The sequence below is a fragment of the Thalassospira sp. CH_XMU1448-2 genome (genome assembly GCF_037027285.1).
Lineage (GTDB): Bacteria > Pseudomonadota > Alphaproteobacteria > Rhodospirillales > Thalassospiraceae > Thalassospira > Thalassospira profundimaris_C.
Genome location: NZ_JAYMEA010000002.1, coordinates 501114 through 520875, shown reverse-complemented (window position 1 = coordinate 520875; position 19762 = coordinate 501114). Strand labels below are relative to the sequence as shown.

Annotated in this window: 17 protein-coding genes; 6 read left to right on the top strand and 11 right to left on the bottom strand. The window is 52.9% G+C overall.

Translation table 11 applies throughout. The annotated features are described in order from the left end of the window. Positions 1 to 2: 2 nt before the first annotated feature. The 8 genes from WA318_RS09735 to WA318_RS09700 form a co-directional block, all read right to left on the bottom strand. Positions 3 to 1274, bottom strand: coding sequence for a glycosyltransferase family 4 protein (locus tag WA318_RS09735; protein ID WP_336080742.1), 1272 nt, complete (start codon positions 1272 to 1274; stop codon positions 3 to 5). Between the two features lie 21 nt (positions 1275 to 1295). Then, complete coding sequence (locus tag WA318_RS09730) at positions 1296 to 2498, bottom strand: glycosyltransferase family protein (protein ID WP_114097670.1); 1203 nt, start codon at positions 2496 to 2498, stop codon at positions 1296 to 1298. Between the two features lie 133 nt (positions 2499 to 2631). Beyond that, on the bottom strand, positions 2632 to 4206 hold the full coding sequence (locus WA318_RS09725; protein ID WP_336080741.1) for an MBL fold metallo-hydrolase: 1575 nt from the start codon (positions 4204 to 4206) through the stop codon (positions 2632 to 2634). Positions 4207 to 4295: 89 nt separating this feature from the next. Further along, a complete protein-coding gene (locus tag WA318_RS09720; protein WP_336080740.1) occupies positions 4296 to 5549 on the bottom strand; it encodes a molybdopterin molybdotransferase MoeA in 1254 nt (417 codons plus the stop codon). Positions 5550 to 5583: 34 nt separating this feature from the next. Further along, the gene (locus WA318_RS09715) at positions 5584 to 7344 is read right to left on the bottom strand and encodes an ABC transporter permease (protein WP_114097785.1); all 1761 of its coding nucleotides are present in this window, start codon (positions 7342 to 7344) and stop codon (positions 5584 to 5586) included. A 158-nt stretch (positions 7345 to 7502) separates the two neighbouring features. Further along, on the bottom strand, positions 7503 to 8528 hold the full coding sequence (locus tag WA318_RS09710) for a Fe(3+) ABC transporter substrate-binding protein (protein WP_336080739.1): 1026 nt from the start codon (positions 8526 to 8528) through the stop codon (positions 7503 to 7505). A gap of 238 nt (positions 8529 to 8766) precedes the next feature. Then, on the bottom strand, positions 8767 to 9783 hold the full coding sequence (locus WA318_RS09705; RefSeq protein WP_336080738.1) for a Fe(3+) ABC transporter substrate-binding protein: 1017 nt from the start codon (positions 9781 to 9783) through the stop codon (positions 8767 to 8769). A gap of 179 nt (positions 9784 to 9962) precedes the next feature. Next, the gene (locus tag WA318_RS09700) at positions 9963 to 10796 is read right to left on the bottom strand and encodes a 3'-5' exonuclease (RefSeq protein WP_336080737.1); all 834 of its coding nucleotides are present in this window, start codon (positions 10794 to 10796) and stop codon (positions 9963 to 9965) included. Positions 10797 to 11132: 336 nt separating this feature from the next. Between WA318_RS09700 and WA318_RS09695 the strand changes: the two genes are divergently transcribed. After that, positions 11133 to 12167, top strand: a complete 1035-nt coding sequence (locus WA318_RS09695; protein WP_336080736.1) for an ABC transporter substrate-binding protein — start codon at positions 11133 to 11135, stop codon at positions 12165 to 12167. 81 nt (positions 12168 to 12248) lie between these two features. On the opposite strand, the gene WA318_RS09690 is transcribed toward WA318_RS09695, so the two are convergent. Further along, positions 12249 to 12791 carry a MarR family winged helix-turn-helix transcriptional regulator gene (locus tag WA318_RS09690; RefSeq protein WP_336080735.1) on the bottom strand — a complete coding sequence of 181 codons (543 nt, stop codon included), beginning with the start codon at positions 12789 to 12791 and terminating at the stop codon, positions 12249 to 12251. 251 nt (positions 12792 to 13042) lie between these two features. On the opposite strand from WA318_RS09690, the gene proV reads away from it, so the two are divergent. The 5 genes from proV to WA318_RS09665 all read left to right on the top strand — a co-directional run bounded on the left by proV (position 13043) and on the right by WA318_RS09665 (position 18588). Further along, positions 13043 to 14248, top strand: coding sequence for a glycine betaine/L-proline ABC transporter ATP-binding protein ProV (proV, locus tag WA318_RS09685; protein ID WP_336080734.1), 1206 nt, complete (start codon positions 13043 to 13045; stop codon positions 14246 to 14248). Continuing rightward, positions 14241 to 15365, top strand: coding sequence for a glycine betaine/L-proline ABC transporter permease ProW (gene proW, locus WA318_RS09680; protein WP_336080733.1), 1125 nt, complete (start codon positions 14241 to 14243; stop codon positions 15363 to 15365). The genes proV and proW overlap by 8 nt, the downstream gene beginning before the upstream one ends. Positions 15366 to 15466: 101 nt before the next feature. Then, positions 15467 to 16483 carry a glycine betaine/L-proline ABC transporter substrate-binding protein ProX gene (proX, locus tag WA318_RS09675; protein ID WP_114097662.1) on the top strand — a complete coding sequence of 339 codons (1017 nt, stop codon included), beginning with the start codon at positions 15467 to 15469 and terminating at the stop codon, positions 16481 to 16483. A 204-nt stretch (positions 16484 to 16687) separates the two neighbouring features. Further along, positions 16688 to 17551, top strand: coding sequence for an ABC transporter permease (locus WA318_RS09670; protein WP_336080732.1), 864 nt, complete (start codon positions 16688 to 16690; stop codon positions 17549 to 17551). Then, positions 17551 to 18588 (top strand): quaternary amine ABC transporter ATP-binding protein, encoded by a 1038-nt coding sequence (locus WA318_RS09665; RefSeq protein WP_336080731.1) that lies wholly within the window; start codon positions 17551 to 17553, stop codon positions 18586 to 18588. Before WA318_RS09670 ends, WA318_RS09665 begins: the two co-directional genes overlap by 1 nt. 9 nt (positions 18589 to 18597) lie before the next feature. Here WA318_RS09665 and WA318_RS09660 read toward each other — a convergent pair whose 3' ends face one another. Further along, the gene (locus WA318_RS09660; protein ID WP_336080730.1) at positions 18598 to 19086 is read right to left on the bottom strand and encodes a M67 family metallopeptidase; all 489 of its coding nucleotides are present in this window, start codon (positions 19084 to 19086) and stop codon (positions 18598 to 18600) included. 36 nt (positions 19087 to 19122) lie between these two features. Continuing rightward, positions 19123 to 19503, bottom strand: a complete 381-nt coding sequence (locus WA318_RS09655; RefSeq protein ID WP_336080729.1) for a hypothetical protein — start codon at positions 19501 to 19503, stop codon at positions 19123 to 19125. Positions 19504 to 19762: the final 259 nt, after the last annotated feature.

Here is a 19762-nt window from a genome sequence, read left to right as displayed (position 1 = left end):
TCCTAAACTGCTTCGGGTTGTCGGACGATCGTTTTGTTATCTTTGGAGTCTGTGACACCAAACCGGTGCGCAAGCTCCTTCATACCACGATAGAACGAAAAATCCCGACGCACGATTTCGTTGCCTTTGCTGCCCATTTCATGGCGCAAGGCGGGGTCGGAAATCACCGTTTCCAATGCCTTGGCCAATGCATCAGGATCGCGTTCCGGTACCAGTTTACCATTCACGCCATCGACAATCAGTTCGGGGATCGCGGAAATAGAGGTCGACACAGCAGCCAGGCCACAAAGCTGTGCTTCCATCAAGACATTGGGCAGACCATCGCGGTCACCGTCCTGTTCGATCCGGCTGGCAAGTACAAAGAGATCGGATGACTGACAGGCTGTAATGACTTCCTTCTGATCACGTGCGCCACGCCAGTCACATTTCGCGGCGATCCCGAGATCGGACGCCAATTGTTTGTATTTGCCATCGCTGCCACCGCCAATATGAATAAATCGCCAATGCAAATCCGCAGGAAGCTTGGCAAACGCACGGAGCAAGTCATCATAGCCCTTCTTACCCACCAGACGTCCGACCGAAAGGATCGTTACCGGATCATTGGCATCACGACCGTCCCGGCTTGGACGTTGTGGAAGTTCTTCCGGAAAGCGCGAAAAATCCAGACCGTGATAAAGCAGATTCACCTTTTCAGGATCTTCTGCAAGCTGGCGCAGATAATCCACATTGGCCTTCGTACATGTCACAAGCCAGTCCATATCGCGCAGCTTCTCGCGCATGTCCCAGTCTTCACTGGTGTAAATATCCTTGGCATGGGCCGAACATGACCATGGCAGTCCCCGTATGATCGCGCAGTAACGTGCAACAGATGCCGGGGTATGCAGGAAATGGGCATAGATGCGTGTGATATCGTCGGGAAGTTCGGCTGCCATCACCAGCGCCTGCGCAAAGCGGCGCGCACGGTTTGATGTACGATCCCGGCGATAGTCCTGCCACCAGATATTCAAAGCACGACGGTAGCCCGGCAGCTTGCGTGCCTTTAGCCATCCACGCAGAACCCGCATTGGTTCCTGATAGACATATTCAGGCAGGTAGTCGACCGCACCGGTGATGCGATCATTGATCGGGTGGCGTTTTTTATCTGTCGGGTGACGCAAAGACACGATGCGATACGGGATACCCGCCTGCTGAATGCCCAGAATTTCCTGCGCAATAAAGGTTTCCGACAATCGCGGATACCCCTTCACCACGATTGCGAGATTGTCGCGTGTCATTAATTCTGTTCCCGGTGATACTTATTCAGCAGCCATTTGCGGCGGAAGCCAGCGGTCAACCAGATCGCCAACGCGATCAAGCCCGCCCATCAGGTTCGGCACCGTCACGTGCGACGGCTTTGGCTGGTTGATCAGTCCGTGAAGGGCATCTGCCATTTTGCGCGGATCACGCCCACCCCTCTCGGTCAGCATCTTAACCAAACCAAGCTTTTCAGCTGCTGACGCACGAACGTACTGTTCAAGTCGCGGTACCGTTCGCGGCACGATTACGGCCGGCTTGTCAAAGGACAGGATTTCGCAGAACGTATTGTATCCACCCATTGCAATGACACCAGCCGATCTGTCCATCAGCATCTCAACATTGGCATCAAAGGTAATAACCGAGAGTTTATCGATCTTCTCGGCACGTTCCATGAAGGCTTTTTGTTCGGCAGGAGGCATGAACGGACCCAAAACCACCAGTGACGGAACAGCAATGGTCGGATCTGTCTCATAGGCACTGATCACCCAATCGACCAGATTGATGCCATCCCCGCCACCGCCGGTGGTAACAAGGTAATAGGGCTCTTCTAGACCAAGGGCACCATGCTCGGGCGTTGGACGACGGGTCGCGGTACGTGGCAGATAACCGGTATAAGCCATCTTGTCTTCCACACCTTCAGGCAAGTCGATACCTTCAAGCGGATTACAGATTTCCTGCAGACCATAAACCCAGATCTCGTCATAGAGATCGGCAAGAGCCGGAACACATTGCTTGCGATCCCATTCCTCACGCAGATTGACCGGATCATCCATCACATCGCGCAAGCCCATCACCAAGCGGGTGCGCCGATGGCGCAACATCTTGAGCGTGGATTCCACCTCGCCGCGCAGGCCAAGCGGTTCTTTATCCACGATAAAGATGTCGGGGTTAAACACATCGGCAGTATGCTGAATGATTGACTCGCGCATCGCTAAAATCTGATCGACATCGATATTCAGATTAAGCGACGTATATTCACCGTTAGAGAGTTTTATAACCCCCGGAATACGGACAAAATCGACTCGCGAACGGAACTCGAAACTGCCAATAATCGGCGACCCCGAAAGAATCAGAACTGAAACATCATCACGACGTGAAACAAGTGCGTGTGCAATTGTCCGGCAACGGCGCAAATGGCCGAGCCCGAACGTATCATGACTGTAAATTAGAACCCGATAGCCGGTGTTCCCCACGATAGACATATACCCGCCCGTATGCGTAGTGATCCTAAATATTCTGCCAACCTGACCTCAGGGTGACAGCATATCTCTTATTGGCAAGCCGATCCGTAATCGACCAATCCGGCTTGCAATTGGTTTCCCATGATAATTGCTCTCACACTGACCGGATATCGCGCAAGAGTTTTTCGAGCAGTTCACACCTTTCGCTTCCTGTTTTAAGTCCCTGTAGCTTCTCGGAAAGCGCCGTAATCGTGCCTGCATACATATTATGCCAATCATCACATGAAAGTTCTTTGCCCGAGAGCCTGGGCTTGTTCTGAACGATATGCAGCGTACCTTTTTGCAAGGTCACCGTTTCATCAAGCATTGGCATGGAAATCTTTTCAGCCGGGATCTCATTGGCAATCAGAACATGCTGGAACGCCGTACGCGCGCCCTCCTCACCATGCGTAAGGAAAATCCGCTTGGACACAGGTAGTCTGTCACGTGTCCAGCGCAAGAGCATATTCTGATCGGCATGTCCGGAATAGACATCAAGCGTTCGAATACGCGCATGTACTTCTATTTCTTCACCATGAATTCGGACATGCTTGGCCCCCTGTTGCAAGACACGCCCGAACGATCCGGCCGCCTGGAAACCGACCAGCAACACCGTGCAATTCGACCGCCACAAATTGTTCTTGAGGTGATAACGGATACGTCCGGCATCACACATGCCACTGGCCGACAAAATGATGGCACCGCTTGTGATGCGGGCAAGCTGCTTGCTGGCCTCGACATCCGGAATCATGTGGAACTTGGGATGTTCCAATGCACGCGCATCATCTGCATTCAGATGCCGGGCAAAGACTTCGGTCGCGTGCTGGGCAAGCGGACTATCAATGAAGACATTTGCTTCGGGCAATTGGCCACGATTAAACAGATGTGCCAGATCAACCAGAAGCTCCTGGGTACGTGCGACCGCAAAGCTCGGGATGACAAGGTTTCCACCGGCTGATAATGCTTCGCGAACTTCTTTGCCCAGCATGGCACGACGTTCTTCGTCATTAAGATTGGGACGATTGCGATCGCCATAGGTTGTCTCGACAAACAGATAGTCAATATCCGACGGTGCTTCGGGGGCCTCGTTAAATACGGCCTCGCCCGTACCGATATCACCTGAAAACAGCAATCGTGTCGGCTTGGCATCCTTGTCCTTCGCTGCGCACTCAATCTCGATTGAGGCAGATCCAAGCAAATGGCCCGCATCCCAGAAACGGGCGCGCACGCCTTCGACAACAACCTGCCATTCGTGATATTCGACAGGTTTTAGCTTCGAAAGCGTGTGCTCTGCATCCTTGCGAGTATAGATGGGGGTTACTTCCGGTCGTCCCCGCCGGGCATTGCGCCGGTTCAGGCGTTCGACCTCGCTTTCCTGAATATATCCGGAATCCGGAAGCATATAAGTCAGCAGATCACAGGTCGGTTCCGTCGCAAGAATGGAATTGTCAAATCCCGCCTTTACCAGTTTGGGCAGCAATCCCGAGTGATCGATATGTGCGTGGGTTAGAAGAACTGCCGATATTTCTTCGGCCTTGAACGGGAACGGACCATAGTTCAGTTCACGAACAGTTTTACTGCCCTGGAACATCCCGCAATCAACCAGGAACTTTCCATGATCGGTTTGCAGCAAATAGCATGACCCGGTGACACCACCAGCAGCACCACAAAACGTAACTGATACGGTCATTCCTGTTCTTCCTTCTGCACGTCAACAAGTCTGCAAGGTTTCAGGAATCACCCTGTCATTGCAATGATATGGATCACTTTTGGAATGGTTTATTGCAAACCGCGCAGCGGCAAATACAACACCACATCCCCTTTCGACACCTTGCCGCAATCTTCGGGAATTTCAACAAGCCCTTCGGCCCACACCATGGATGACAGCATCCCCGAACTGGTCGAAGCAAATGCCTCGGCTTCGAATTCACCATCATCATTCTGAATCAGCCGGGCACGCAACCATTCCCGACGGCCTGTACCCCGACTGAATTCAAAACCCGCACGAACCGGCATGCGCACCGGTACTGTTTGCGACTTGTCTGCCCCCATCACATGACGCAGCAACGGCATCACATAAAGAAGCCCCGAAACCAGAACCGAAACCGGGTTCCCCGGAAGCCCGATCACCAGACAATCACCGATTTTACCACGCATCAGCGGCTTGCCCGGCTTTATGGCAAGCTTCCAGGCCGTAATTTCACCAAGTTGATCGACAACCGGCTTGAGCAAATCGGCCTTGCCTACAGAAACGCCTCCTGATGTCATCACGACATCATGACTATTCGCCGCATCCTGAAGCGCATTGCGCAAAACGTCAAAATCGTCTGCCAACAATCCCAGATCGGTTACGACACATCCGGTCTCGCGCAGCATTCCAATCATCGCAAAGCGGTTGGAGTCATAGATGCCACCAGGCGGCAAAGGATCACCGGGCTTTGCAAGTTCATCACCGGTCGAAAAAACAGCAACACGCAAGGGTCTGGATACCTTAAGGCTGCCATAGCCCTGACCGGCGGCGATCGCAACGTCCTGCGGGCGCAATATGGCGCCTGCTTTCAGAACGATGTCACCTTGACTGATATCTTCACCAGCCCATCGAATATTTTGATGCAACACCGTTCGTGCGATGACATCGGAACTGATCTCGATACATGTTTCAGCCGCGTTCGCGCTCACATTCTCCTGAATGATGACGCAATCAGCCCCATCGGGAATGGCCGCTCCGGTGGCAATCCGAATAGCGCAACGATCCGGAAGGATTCCTTCATAGGGATGCCCCGCCAGCGAAGTTCCAACAACGTCAACCGGCCCGTTTATCGCGGCAAGATCGGCAAAACGCAGCGCATAGCCATCCATCGCCGAATTATCGACCGAGGGTACTGAAACCCGGGCCGTCACATCTTGGCGAAGGACAGCACCGTAACAGTCGGTCAAAAACCGGTCTTCAACATCACGGTGCACCGGCACTTCGGAAAATGCAATGTCGAGCGCCTCTGAAAGCAATGTCAGTCCGGGTTTGGTATTCTGCATTTTTGTCTTCACCCGATTGGAACGCGCTAAGTGTTCAGGATTTGCCGCCATGGCCCGGACGGGATTTGGAAATCGCCCGGCTGAGCATAATGACTGGCACCACGCCGACAAGAACAATTGTCAAGGCACCAAGAGCCGCCTGTTCGATCATTTCATCCTTGGCATACTGATAAACGTGGGTCGCCAGGGTATCAAAATTGAATGGTCGCAGAATAAGGGTTGCTGGCAGCTCTTTCATCCCGTCGACAAACACCAGAACAGATGCCGCCAGAATGCCGCCGCGCACCATTGGGAAGTGAATACGCTTGAGCGTTCCCCAAGGACTTTCGCCAAGGGTTCGTGCCGCATCATCCATGCTGGGCCGCACTTTGCCAAGTGCGGCCTCAATCGAGCCGTAAGACACTGCCATGAAACGTACGGCATAGGCGAACACAAGCGCAAAGACTGTCCCGCTAAGCAAAAGCCCCGTCGATATCCCGAACGTATCACGCATGATCGCGTCCAGGGCATTGTCAAACCGTGCAAACGGGATAAGCACCCCTATTGCCAGAACCGCGCCGGGAACGGCATAGCCGACCGATGACAGGCGAACAAAGAACTTCAAAACCGGCTGCGGGAACAGACGCAATGCATAGGCCATAAACAACGCACACCCAACGGCAAGCGCTGTTGCAAGGCCCGAAACAAGAAGGCTGTTGCCTGCAAACTCGAAGAAATCCGCCGTCCAGCTCTGATCGAAATAGCCGACTGAATAGTAGATCAGTACCGTTGACGGGATCACAAAACCAAGAACGATCGGCAAAATACAGATTGCGAGCGCACCTGCCTTGGCCACCGGGCCGAGGTCATAACCCGGCAGTTCCTGATACCGGTTTGTCGTGTCATGAAAGCGCTGACGACGACGGGAATAGCGTTCAATCACCAGAAGTGCAATCACCACGGCCAACATGGTCAGTGCGATCTGGGCAGCACCGCCCGCATTCCCCATGCCAAGCCAGACGTTAAAAACGCCAGCGGTAAGAGTGTGAACAGCAAAGAAATCGATGGTGCCGAAATCATTCAGCGTTTCCATCAGCGCGATCACGACACCAACAACGATTGCGGGACGTGCCAGGGGCAAGGCCACGGTCACAAACGAGCTCCAGGCGCTACGCCCCAAAACACGTGCCGCTTCGATAACGCAAATTGACTGTGCTAGAAAAGCCGCGCGGGCCAGCATATAGACATAGGGATAAAGTGTCAGGCTCAACACCATGATCGCCCCACCCTTGGTCCGGATATCAGGGAACCAGTAATCCGCAGCCGACTGCCACCCATAAATGTCGCGCAGAATACCCTGCACCGGCCCGGCATATTCCAGAAGGTCGGTATAGACATAGGCAACAATATAGGCCGGTACGGCCATCGGAAGCAGCATCGCCCATTCAAAAAACCGTTTTCCCGGCAGTTTGCACATGGTGACAACCCAAGCTGCCGATACACCGATCAGCGTCACGCCGATGCCAACACCAAGCATCAAAACGGCGGTATTCTTGACATACCGTGGCAACATGGTCGATGCCAGATGCGGCCAGATATTCTCTGTCGGAAAGAATGCCAGATAAGCGACAGCAATGATCGGCGCTGCCACCATCATTGCAATGACAAAGGCACCAATCAGCCATAGAGCCGACTGCCCGCGCGGCAACCAGCGCATGGCAACATTGCCACTTGGCATGCGCATCGGATCAAGTGTTTCTGTGACTGCGGCTGGACGAATATCATCGTCCTTTGGCGTATGACATGCGTTGTTCAAGGCAGTTTCCGTCTCAGTCGTCGAAGGCAACTTCATCAAGAAGCTGTTAGGCCAGGTTCTGATAGCCTGCAATGATCGTCAAAGGCAAACGTTCAGACGAAATTCACCCAAAGAACTCGATATTCCCGGTCAACCAGTCATGATCAAGGGCTTTGCCCCTATTCGTTGAATCCCACTTCATCAATCAGACGGATCGCAGCGCCGCGATTGTCCGCAATCGTGTTCAAAGACAGTTCATCATGCGTGAAGGTTCCCCAAGAACGAACCATTTCGGACCAGGCTACCCCCGGTTTGACCGGATATTCGAAATTAACATCAGCATACATGTGCTGCGCTTCATCCCCGGACAGGAATTCGACCAGCTTGATCGCATTTTCCTTGTTCGGTGCGTTTTTCATCAAGGCAACACCGGAGATATTGACATGCGTGCCACGGTCGCCCTGATTGGGGAAGACGATCCTTACCCGCTTTGCGGCGGGCGCCTTGTTCGGGTCATCAAGCATCTTGCCGTAATAGTAGGAGTTACCGATAGCAACATCACAAACGCCCTGTGAAACGGCTTCGATCTGATCAATGTCAGCCCCCTGCGGCTTGCGCGCGAGATTGTCCTTAAGCGCCATCAGCCAGGTTTTGGTGTCTTCCAGACCATGGTGGGCGATCATTGAGGCTATCAGGGCGATATTGTAAACATGCATGCCCGAACGCACACAAATGCGTCCCTTCCATTTCGGATCGGCAAGATCTTCATAAGTCGAAATCGCAGCCGGTGCCACGCGGTCGATAGAGGTGTAAAGCACGCGTGCACGGGTCGTCAAACCAATCCAGAGATCATTCTCGTCACGGAATTGCGCAGGGATGTTTGCTTCGAGAACATCACTTGAAACAGGCTGAGCGATATCGGCATCAACCGCATCCTGAATACGACCGATATCAACTGTCAGGAGCAGGTCCGCCGGACTGTTGCGACCTTCATGCTTGATGCGCTCCACCAGACCGCTTTGCGAAAACAGAGTATTGACGCGAATACCGGTTTCCTCGGTAAAGCGTTTGAACATCGGCTCAATCAGGAACGGCTGTCGCAAGGAATAGACATTCACTTCTTCTGCTGCATGTGCGGCCTGAACCATCGAAAGCCCCATTGCAGCCGCGACCAGACCATAGACCGTTTTGCGCAGAAAGATCATGAGTGCCTCTTGATAGATACGCCGCAAGAATGCGCAGCAATTAGGAATGATTTGTATTCGCCTCTGGCGAAACTAAAGGTCAGATGGCATTCCTTGCAAGTCCCAAAACCACATATGAGCCATGTTAAAGGGCCGCCTCACCTGCAAATCCGGCGCTTCCCGGCACAGCGCATGAATGCAAAAAGGGATGGCAAGATGCCATCCCCTGAAAAAGTTCGACTGGAAGGTCTCAAAGGACCTACTCGTTATAGCCGATGGTATCGACCATTTTGATCGCATTGGGATTCAAGCGAGCAATATCGGCAAGCGGCAGTTTATCTGCTTTGAACGTGCCCCATGATTTGACATTCTCCGCCCACTCGACACCCGGCTTGACCGGATATTCGTAGTTGACCTCGGCATAGATTTTCTGTGCAACGTCGCCCGTCAGAAATTCCATCAGCTTGACCGCATTGTCGCGGTTCGGAGCATCCTTGATCAGGCTCATGCCGGAAATATTCATCGACATGCCACGATCATTCTGGTTGGGGAATACGATATTTACCGACTCTGCCCACGGGCGCTGCTCTTCATTCTCAAGCATCTTGCCGTAATAATAGGTATTGCCGATGGCAATATCGCAGACGCCTTCCTTGATCGCCTTGACCTGACCACGGTCATTACCCTGTGGTTTGCGGGCAAGGTTGTTTTTCAGGCCTTCAAGCCATTCCTGCGCCTTTTCTTCGCCATGGACAGCAATCATCGACGCAAACAACGCGACGTTATAAACGTGCGTACCCGAGCGCGTGCAGACGCGCCCCTTCCATTTCGGATCAGCAAGATCTTCATAGGAGGTGATTTCACCTTCGCCCACACGATCCTTGGAGGCATAGATAGCACGTCCACGCTGGGTCAGGGCGAACCAGTGACCTTCCGGATCACGCAGATGCGCAGGAATATTCGCATTGATCACGTCATTGGATACACTGTCGGTCACACCGGCGTCCACGGCCTGCTGAATACGACTGATATCAACCGTCATCAGGATATCTGCCGGGCTGTTGGCACCTTCCTGTTTGATGCGTTCAACCAGACCTTTTTCAGCAAAGATCACATTGACCTTAACGCCGGTCTCTTCGGTGAATTTTTCAAACAATGGTGCAACCAGAAATTCCTGACGCAAGGAGTAGACATTTACTTCCTGCGCACTGGCAAGGCTTGCGGCAACAACCGTCGCACCAAATGCAGCAGCACCGATAATCTTCCTGAATTCCATCTGAACGATCCCTGTTGAACGTGATTACGTCTCTATTCCACCTAATTGCAAATCACTTGCAACCGCACTTGCAATTAAGAGCAATCCGCACGCAGTTCAACAGCCATTGTCAAATGCACCATCGCAAGTGTGAACAATGTCACACATTAGAAGTTATTAATTTACGGTAATTTTCCGGCTCAAAGAACGTTGAATGATCCGCCACTTGATACACGCCAGGCATCAAGGAACTCCTGATAGGCCGGAACGTCCCCTGCCCGTTCTTCAAGCCAGCCAACAGTCAAATTGATGGCGTGATTATAGCCATCATGATCGGTCAGTCCGGTATGAAGCGCATGTCGCAGATACAACAGATAGGTATTGAGGACATCGGTCTCGCAATAGCGTCGAATAGCGTCAATCTCGCCATTGTCATACATGTCCGAGACCTTGCTGCCATCAACCCCGGTCTTGCCCGGCAGATCAAGGGCCGCACAGACTTCGTTCATTTTGGTACGCGCTGATGCCCCGTAATCAGACAGGACTTCCGCCAGATCACAATGCCAGTTTGGCGCATAGCGTGAGGTATAGTTTTCCCACTTGTTTGTTGCCTGATGCAACCAGCGCGCCGTAACACCATGTTTCATCGCCCGGTATTTCAGAACCGGCAAGTCGAAACCACGGCCATTGAAGCTCACAAGCCGTGGGTAAAGCTTGCCGCAATAGGCGAAGAACCCGTTCACCAGGTCCTTTTCCTCGGATGACAATTCTCCGCCTGATCGCAACTCTTCGAGCTCGTACATCTCAAGATCACCGTCACGCTGGATGGTTGCCCGAAGGAAACTGATCGCAACAACCTTGTGAAACGGTTGGCGCGGAAACCCATTGCGACCACTGGTGATTTCCAGATGGTACTCTTCAAGCATCTTGCGACCGGTTTCGGGGTCTGGTGCGGTTTCCCCGGTCAGTTGCGGCAGCACATCGATATCGGGCACGGTTTCAATATCAAAAACGAAAAGACTGGAATGCATCATGGCTGGCCCCAAAGGTTTGTTTTGCCCAACATAACGACAAGCGTTTCGAAATTCACAGGAATATTGGCGCGAACTGACAGCAGTTTACCTGACATCTCCTGACATAACTGTCAGGAGCGATATGCAATGATCCCGACAACCGAACGTCATCACGTAACGGTTATCTGACATGCCGGGGGTTGCAAGATTTTTGAACCCACGGTTAAACTTGCACCACCTGTATCAGGGGCACGGTCTGGCTCATTATAAAACCAAAACCAAATTGAGCACGCGCATATACCGCAAAGACGGTGCATTTGATGCGATTCCGGACCGCAACCACGAAGGGACAGAAGGATGAAAACCCTGCCTACCGGAGCCGCAATGCTTATGGCCGCAGGCCTTGCATTTTCCACATTCAGTTCAAGCGCGCAGGCACAGGAAACGTCCTGCGAAATAGATCGTCCGGTGATGTTTGCCGGATTGAACTATGACAGCGCACTGTTTCACAATGCCGTTGCACGTTTCATTATTGAAAAGGGATATGGCTGTAAAACCGACGCCCTGCCCGGCGACGTCATTCCACTTTTGACCGGGGCTGGCAAAGGCGATGTTGATGTCGTCATGGAAATCTGGCGCGACAATGTTGCTGATGCATGGAAAAAGGCAGAAGCCGCAGGAACCGTAAGCCAGATCGGCGTAAATTTTGACGATGCAATCGAAGGTTGGTTCGTGCCACGCTATGTGGTCGAAGGCAACGCGGAACGCGGGATAGAACCGATGGCACCGGATCTTAAATCGGTTTCCGACTTGCCCAAATATATCGATCTTTTTGATGACCCCGAAGAACCCGGCAAAGGGCGTTTCTATAACTGCCCGTCGGGCTGGGTTTGTGAAAAGGTCAATTCGGCAAAATTACACGCCTATAATCTTGATGAAAGTTACACAAACTTCCGTCCTGGCACAGGAGCGGCACTTTCTGCGGCCATTGCATCAGCCCACAAACGCGGGAAACCAGCCCTTTATTATTATTGGGGACCAACGTGGGTCATGGGTCTTTATGACAGTTACCGGCTTGAAGAACCCGCCTATGATGCGGCGATTTTTGACAAGCTCAAAACCGATCCCGCCCCGACCAAGGCAACAGCCTATCCGCAAAGCACGGTGACAGTTGGCGTCAATACCGACTTCATGAAATCCGCACCCAAACTGGTCACATTCCTGACCCATTACGAAACAAGCAATTCACTGGTTTCAGAAATGCTGGCCTATATGCAGGAAAACAACGAAAAACCCGAAGGGGCGGCTCTTTATTTCCTGCAACAGAAACCTGAAATCTGGAAGCCATGGGTGCCAGATGCCGTCGCGGAACGTGTTGAAAGCGCGCTTTAAGATTTGGCCGCCCGAGAAGCGATCTGAACAAATCAAGCAAGGCGCAGCGAGATATCTGCGCCTTGTTTTGTGCAGACATGTCTATGCGTCTTCATTGAATAGATTTCCATATTGCTGATCGGTCGGTTCTTCATCTGCAGAAATAATGTTACGACCCGTTGGCGGACGCGGATCCACATCATCAGGCGCCATCAGATGGGCGACCTGTTGCAGTGACGCCAGAATTTTCTCACGTTCCTTCTGTCCCAGCATTTCATATGATTGCATGAAATGCCCGTCCATCAGTGGCGGTGTATTGATCAGAACATCGCGCCCCTTCTCCGTCAGGCTGCTATTTACCACGCGCTTGTCACAAGCATTGCGCACGCGTGTAATAAAACCGCGCGCCTCAAGACGGTTCAGGATCGTCGTTACGGTTGCCTGACTAAGCGAGACATGGCGTGAAATCTCGCGGACAGTCACAGCCCCCAATTCCTCAATCGCCAGCAAAACAACCAGCTGCGGAACAGTAAGACCACAAACCTTCATCACATGTTTTGAATGAAGGTCTGTTGCCCGGATGATTTGTCTCAGAGCGACAAGAACATCTAGAAATTCCTTACGCTTTGGCTGTTCCGATCTCATATTGACGTCGCTCCCACACTTGCTGATTTGGCCCAACTTAACGTCACTATCATTTGACATCAAATATTTTGAACTGTAACTATCTGTTTGGCGAATATAACGAGACTTGGGGGAACCTGCGCCCGAATGACGGCAATACCGCCAGCGTTTTGCGGGTCTCACAATGAAAAACCGATGAGCAATCCGGCTACGTCAAAGCTTTTCCTTTGGCGATGTCAGGCATGTTCATTGCCAAAAATCGACAAGGACTCATGACCGAAAAAATCGTTGTAAAAGACCTTTATAAAGTCTTTGGCGAACGTCCTGATCAGGCCATGCAAATGATCAATGACGGTATCGACAAAGACGAAATTTTTGACAGAACCGGACAGACCGTGGGTGTATGCGGCGCCAATTTCACCGTCCATGAGGGTGAAATTTTTGTTGTGATGGGTCTTTCAGGTTCTGGCAAATCCACGCTGGTTCGTTTGCTCAACCGCTTGATCGAACCGACATCCGGTCAGGTTCTGTATGATGGCGTCGATATTGCAGCAATGTCGGACGAAGAACTCCGCGCCTTGCGTCGTCGCGACATGGCGATGGTGTTTCAGTCCTTTGCCCTGATGCCTCACCTTTCGGTCATCGACAATGCGTCCTTCGGCCTTGAACTCGCTGGAATCGACGAGGCAGAGCGGCACAAGCGCGCCCTTACAGCCCTTGATCAGGTCGGGCTTAAGGCACATGCAAATTCTTATCCGGATGAATTGTCGGGCGGCATGCAGCAGCGCGTAGGCCTTGCGCGTGCACTGGCCAATGACCCCGCCGTCATGCTTATGGATGAAGCTTTCTCAGCCCTTGATCCGCTAATCCGGACCGAGATGCAGGACGAGCTGCTTACACTTCAGCGCGAACATAAACGCACAATCATCTTCATTTCGCATGACCTTGATGAAGCCATGCGGATCGGTGATCGCATCGCGATCATGGAAGGCGGGATCGTTGTTCAGGTTGGAAGCCCCGAAGAAATCCTCAACAATCCGGCCAATGACTACGTCAAATCATTCTTCCGCGGCGTTGATGTATCAACCATCCTGAGCGCCAAGGACATCGCATCCAAGCGCCAGGTAACAGTGATCGAACGCGAAGGTGTCGGCCTTAAAACCGCACTTAACCGTCTGCGCAACGAAGACCGCGAGTATGGCTATATTGTTGGCGACAAGCTTGATTTCCACGGCATCATTTCCGTCGACACCCTTGATGAAGCCATCAAGTCCGGAGCAGACAAGCTCTCGGCCGCCTTCCTTCCGAATGTCGAACCTGTGTCGCACGACACCCAGCTTTCCGAACTGATCGGCACTGTAGCCCACGCGCCATGCGGCGTTCCGGTTGTCGGAGAAGACGGGAAATATATGGGCGTAATCAAGAAAGCCAACCTGTTGGCGACCCTTGACCGGGAAGGAGACGGCACCAATGGCTGATAGTAGCAATCCCTGGGGCCAGACCACTGACACCGGCTCCGCAGAAACATCTGGAACCACAGCAGGCAGCAATCCTTGGGGAAGCGCGGCCCCGGCAACCCCGGACTCAGCCGCAAGCGGTCCGGGCGGCAGTGCGGGTGGTGATGCGGCCGGGTCAACAGACTGGCTGTCCAACGCGGCCCCCGCCCCGGAAAAACATTTCGATATCCTTCACCCATTTCAGGATGCGGTGATCCCGCTTGATGGATGGGTCAATGACGGTCTTGAATGGATCGTTACGCATTTCCGCGGTGTATTCCAGGCCATTCGCTGGCCGATTGATGCAGTTCTGACCGGCGTTGAGTCCGGCCTCCAGGCAACACCAGCGATCATTGTCATTCTCATCATGGCCCTGATTGCGTGGCAGCTTGCCGGCCGTCGACTGGCTATCGGAACCCTGATTTCAATGATTGTGGTTGGTTTGATCGGGGCCTGGTCCGAAGCCATGGTCACCCTTTCACTTGTCATCACATCTGTATTTTTCTGCGTTGTCATCGGACTTCCGACCGGCATCTGGCTTGCGCGTAACGAACGGGCATCGAATGCCGTGCGTCCGATCCTTGATGCAATGCAGACGACCCCGGCCTTTGTCTATCTGGTGCCGATTGTCATGCTGTTTGGCATTGGCAATGTGCCGGGTGTGGTCGTGACCATTATCTTTGCCCTGCCCCCGCTGATCAGACTGACCATTCTTGGCATCCGTCAGGTCCCCGGCGATCTGGTCGAGGCTGCCCGTTCGTTTGGTGCCAGCCCCAAACAGCTTCTGTTTCGCGTTCAGCTTCCGCTGGCCATGCCAACCATCATGGCTGGTGTGAACCAGACGCTGATGCTGGCTCTTTCGATGGTGGTGATTGCTTCCATGATCGCGGTTGGCGGTCTGGGCCAGATGGTTCTGCGTGGCATTGGCCGACTGGACATGGGTCTGGCGACCATTGGCGGCATTGGCATCGTCCTGCTTGCCATCGTCCTTGATCGGATGACCCAGGCACTGGGTCGCGATCAGCGGTCCAAGGGTACGCGCCACTGGTACGAAAGCGGCCCTGCGGCCGTCGTCCGGTCCGTACTTGGCAAAAAGTAACATCCATTCCCGAGATAGCTGATGGAACCATTCCCGGCTCCATCGGTTTGGAGAACAGGGACAGACAAACTGTCCCAGGCTCATAAAACCAGGAGAAGCTCATGACGATCCTCAAGAAACTGACAACTGGCGCTGTGATCGCTGTTACCGGCTCGATGCTGATGACCGGCACGGCCTTTGCCGACCATCACATGCCGGGCAAAGGTGTTGAAGTACAGCCGCTTAAAAGCTCGATCGCCGAAGAAACCTTCCAGACCCTGCTGGTCATGAAGGCACTTGAAGAACTTGGCTACGACGTCAAGCCAATCCAGGAAATCGAATATGCTGCCGGTCACGTTGCAATTGGCAATGGTGACGCGACCTTCCTTGCAGACCACTGGAACCCGCTACATGCCGATTTCTTCACGGCTGCTGGTGGAGATGACAAAATCTATCGCAAAGGTGTGTATTCACCGGGCGCGCTTCAGGGTTACCTGATCGACAAGAAAACGGCTGATGAACACAACATCACCAATGTCAGCCAGCTTGCTGATCCGGAAATTGCCAAACTGTTTGACAATAATGGCGACGGCAAAGCCGACCTTTCGGGCTGCAACCCGGGCTGGGGCTGCGAGGCTGTGATCGAGCATCACCTTGATGCCTATGATCTGCGCGACACCGTCACCCATAATCAGGGTTCCTATTCGGCCATTATCGCCGATACCATCACCCGTTACAAAGCCGGTGAGTCGATCCTCTATTACACCTGGACCCCGTATTGGGTTTCCGGCGTTCTCGTACCGGGCAAAGACGTAACCTGGTTGCAGGTTCCGTTCTCGTCACTTCCGGGCGAGCGTAAAGACGCTGATACTTCCCTGCCGGATGGTTCGGACTTCGGCTTCCAGGTGAACAATCAGCAGATCATCGCCAACAAGGCATGGGCAGAAGCCAACCCGGCGGCTGCAAAACTGTTTGAAGTCATGGAAGTTTCCGCAAATGACATCTCGGCCCAGAACCTGCGCATGCGCGATGGTGAAAAATCCGCCGAGGATATCGGCCGTCATGCGGATGCATGGATCAAGGGCCATCGCGAAATCTTCGACAAATGGCTCGAAGAAGCACGTGCTGCTGCCAAGTAATTCCGGCATCCACATCTGACCAGTTTCAGATTGGCAAATACCACACCCCGCAGAAGAAATTCTGCGGGGTGTTTTCGTGCCAGGACCAACCAAAATCTGTCAGGAGATGTCAGGCACCCTTCGATTTACGGTCGCATGAGAAGAACGATCTTGTTAGGCTTTGAGGCTCATTGATTTTTTGAGCAAAACGGGCACCTCACCGCCATGTTTCCAGAACAGTTGAATGTGCCTTTGGGCAAGTGGGTCAATCAGTTCGTTGATTGGCTGGTCATCAATTATGGTGCCGCGTTCGAGGCCTTTGCAGACAGCCTGTTAACTGTTCTCGTCGCACTGGAACAGGTATTGCGCGGTGCGCCCTGGTGGCTGGTGCTGATTGCCATTGCTGCCATCACCTGGCATGCAAGCCGGAACTGGAAGCTTGTCCTTGGCTTGGTGGTTGCAATGTTTGTCATTGGGACACTGGGCCTTTGGGACAAGGCAATGCAAACACTTGCGCTGATGATTGTGGCCACATCCCTTTCGGTCATTATCGGGGTTCCGGTCGGGATTGCCATGGCGATGTCAAATCGTCTGCGCGCGATCATGTTACCGATCCTTGATACCATGCAAACGATGCCAAGTTTTGTGTATCTGATCCCTGCCCTGATGCTGTTTGGACTGGGCAAGGTTCCGGCCATTCTGGCAACCGTTATTTATGCAGCCCCCCCCGTTATTCGCCTGACCGATCTGGGCATTCGCCTTGTCGATCCGGAAGTTCTTGAAGCATCCCGGTCATTCGGTGCAAGCCGCAAACAGATCCTGTTTGGCGTTCAGCTTCCCCTTGCGCTTCCCAATATCATGGCCGGAATTAACCAGACGACGATGATGTCGATCTCGATGGTTGTAATTGCCTCAATGATTGGTGCACGCGGTCTGGGTGAACAGGTCCTGATGGGCATTCAGCGCCTTGATGTTGGCGCCGGCATGGAAGCCGGTATTGCCATCGTCCTTCTGGCGGTTGTTTTTGACCGGATCGGACAGGCCTATGGCAAGCGATCCCAGCGCACCTCCAGTGCGGAGGATGCGTGATGAGCTACATTGAAATACGCAATATTTTCAAAATTTTCGGACCAAACCCGCAAGCTGCACTTGAACTGGCAAAATCGGGATCAGACAAGGAGGAAATCCTTGTCAGAACCGGACACACAGTTGGTCTGGATGACGTATCCCTGTCAATCGAACAGGGGGAAACCTTTGTCATCATGGGTCTTTCGGGATCGGGAAAATCGACCCTAATCCGGCACCTGAACCGCCTGATTGACCCGACTGCTGGCGAAATTTCCTTTGGCGGAGAAAATATTCTGGCAATGGATATCCCGACCCTGAATGCCTTTCGGCGCAAGCGTCTTGGCATGGTATTCCAGCGGTTCGGCCTTCTGCCCCATCGTAACGTGATGGATAATGTGGCTTATGGTCTGGAAATTCAGGGCACAGATCGTAAGACCCGCGAAGCCATTGCACGCAAATGGATCGAACGGGTCGGGCTTGCAGGCTACGAAAACAAGTTTCCCGATCAGCTTTCCGGCGGCATGCAGCAACGCGTCGGCCTTGCCCGTGCCCTTGCCACCGACCCGGAAGTTCTTCTGATGGACGAGGCATTTTCGGCCCTTGATCCGCTGATCCGCTCTGACATGCAGGAAGAGTTGATGAAGCTTCAGGCGGAGCTTCACAAAACCATCGTCTTTATCACCCATGATCTGGACGAGGCACTGAGGATCGGGGATCGGATCGCGATCCTCAAGGACGGCAAGCTTGTTCAGGTTGGGCGCCCCGAAGATATCATCCTTAACCCTGCTGATGATTACGTTCAGGCCTTCACGCGCGATGTAAACCGCGGAAAGGTTCTTCGTGCCAAAAGCATTATGGAACCCACAACCGGCACGATTTCAGGCGAACAGGCGGATACAAGCCAAGTGGTGCGTTCTGATACGGTCCTTGACGACATACTGCCAATGGCACTGGCGAGTGATCAGGCGATCAGGGTTCTGGATCGCAATGACAAGCTGATCGGCACGATCAAAAGACAACAGGTCATCACCGCCCTGTCTCATTCACCGGCCAATTAAGACGATCCGTTAAGCCGTTGCCGATTGGATGACCTGACAACGGCGAAAATAGCGGATGGTTTCACCACCATTGATCTGTGCTGGTGACTGGTGTTGCGCGCGGTACATTCCAGATTGCAAGACACCGCTTTGATCGGTAGCGATGATCAGCCAAAGAAAACCATGCACATCAGCGCGAGCGCGATCTGTGGTCGATGGCAGAACATTGCCGTTGGGATGGGAATGGAAACAGCCGACAACAGCCTCGTCACGGCCCCGCACGGCACGATAGGTATCAATCAGGGTCTGGGGATCAATTTCAAAGGTTTTGCGTGGCTCTGTCACAATATTGCGCGCCGGAACAATACGACGGATGTGAGCGGGGCTTTGATTTGAAGCGATCAAAAGACCACAACATTCCTCAGGCCAGCTCCGGGCGGCAAGATCGCAGATTTCGTCATGCAGGGCGGACGAAATGAATACAGTTGCGATATCATCGGAATTTCCCTGATCTTCCATTACTCGCCCTGCCCTGTTTGGCGACCTGCACACTGCTTATTGAGCGTCCGGCTCCAGCAGGATGCGCCCGATTACTTTTTTGTCTGTCAGCGAAACGACAACAAGACGAGCCCCCATTCCATTCGGGTCTTCGATCTGCAAAATCGCCTGCGTGCCCTGCACGCTATAGCCCACCAGAAGCTCACCCGGTTCAATCTTTATCTTGATATCACCAAATGCGGGGATCGACGTCACAGACAGCGTTTGAATGCCTTCTGCTGCATTCTCGCCCGCGATCGGGACGACCGGGACTGGCATGACATTCGACACGTTTTCGTCCTTGGCGTTTTTATCAAGCGACAATCCATAGGCAACAAGCCCGATGCCGATCACGATCAGCACGCCCATAAACAACACCAAGGCCTTAACTACACGCATCGTCTTTCAACCGCCCAACCTGTTGGAAAATAGTATGATCGGATAATGGACCCAATCACGCAAAACACTTTTCAAGGCCATAGCGACAAGTAAGGATAAATGCAAGGTAACAACATCACTTGCGCACGCCGGTCCTGTTTGGGCACAACAGGTATTTATTGTCGTTTGTCTGTCTGATCCGATTTCTTGCATTTCGTTGCAATCGCGCACAAAACGGCTACAAGCTGCGCTGAAGACGGCTTAACCAGTTTCAAAGAAT